This is a genomic window from Pseudonocardia zijingensis (assembly GCF_042657305.1).
In the GTDB taxonomy this organism is placed as follows: Bacteria; Actinomycetota; Actinomycetes; order Mycobacteriales; family Pseudonocardiaceae; genus Pseudonocardia; species Pseudonocardia zijingensis.
Genome location: NZ_JBHSKO010000074.1, coordinates 1 through 1244 on the forward strand (window position 1 = coordinate 1; position 1244 = coordinate 1244).

Here is a 1244-nt window from a genome sequence, read left to right on the forward strand (position 1 = left end):
GTGGTGCTCCTGCTCGGCGAGCGGGCCTACAAGCTGAAGAAGCCGGTGCGCACCCCGTTCCTCGACTTCGGCAACCCGGACCTGCGCCGCGCCGTTCTGCAGCGCGAGCTGGAGCTCAACCGCCGCCTCAGCCCGGACGTGTACCTCGGACTCGCGCAGGTGTCCGGGCTCCCCGGCGAGCCCGCCGAACCCCTGCTCGTGATGCGCCGGATGCCGGCCGAGCGGCGGCTCGCGACCCTCGTGCAGGACGGCGCCGACGTCGGGGACGCGTTGCGCGCCCTGGCCCGGATGGTCGCCGCGTTCCACGCCGGTGCCGAGCGCGGTCCGCGGATCGCGGCCGAGGGCGGGCGGGAGGCGCTGCGCGCCCGCTGGCGGGCCAACACCACCGAGCTGCACCCGTTCGATCAGACCGTGCTCCCGCCGGGAACCGCCGACGCGCTGGACCGCCTCGTCACCCGCTTCCTGGACGGGCGCGGCCCCTTGTTCGCCCAGCGGATCGCTGACGAGCGCATCGTCGACGGGCACGGCGACCTGATCGCGGCGGACGTGTTCTGCCTCGATGACGGGCCGCGTGTGCTCGACTGCCTCGAGTTCGACGACCGGCTGCGCTTCGTCGACGGGCTCGACGACGTCGCCTTCCTCGCGATGGACCTGGAGCGGCTCGGCCGGACCGACCTGGGGGAACGCTTCCTCGACGACTACGTCGAGTTCTCCGGTGACCCGGCCCCGGCGTCGCTGCGCCACCACTACACCGCCTACCGGGCCGGGGTACGGGCGAAGGTCGCGTGCCTGCGCCACGCCCAGGGCGAGCCGTCAGCCCGAGCGGAGGCGGTGCGGTACGCCACGATCGCGCTGCACCACCTGCGAACGGGATCCCCGCGCCTGGCGCTGGTGGGAGGCCTGCCCGGTACCGGCAAGACCACCCTCGCCGGGGCGCTCGCCGACCGCTTCGGCGCCGTGGTGCTCTCCAGCGACCGCATCCGCAAGGAGCTCGCCGGCCTCGCACCGTCCACGCCCGCGGGCGCAGGCTTCCGCAAGGGCATCTACACGCCGGAGCACACCGAGGAGCTCTACTCCGAGCTGCTGCACCGCGCGGAGCAGCTGCTCGGCCGCGGCGAGTCGGTGGTGCTCGACGCATCCTGGACCGCCGCCCCGCACCGCGCAGCCGCGGCGGAGATCGCGTGGCGCACGAACAGCGAGCTGGTGCAGCTGCGGTGCCGTGCCGAGGCGCAGACCGCGGCCCG

1 protein-coding gene is annotated in these 1244 nt (G+C 74.5%); it reads left to right on the top strand.

The window, feature by feature from the left end; translation table 11 throughout:
- A partial coding sequence (locus ACFPL3_RS41985) for a bifunctional aminoglycoside phosphotransferase/ATP-binding protein (RefSeq protein ID WP_379591035.1) occupies window positions 1–1244 on the top strand: 1244 nt, incomplete at both ends.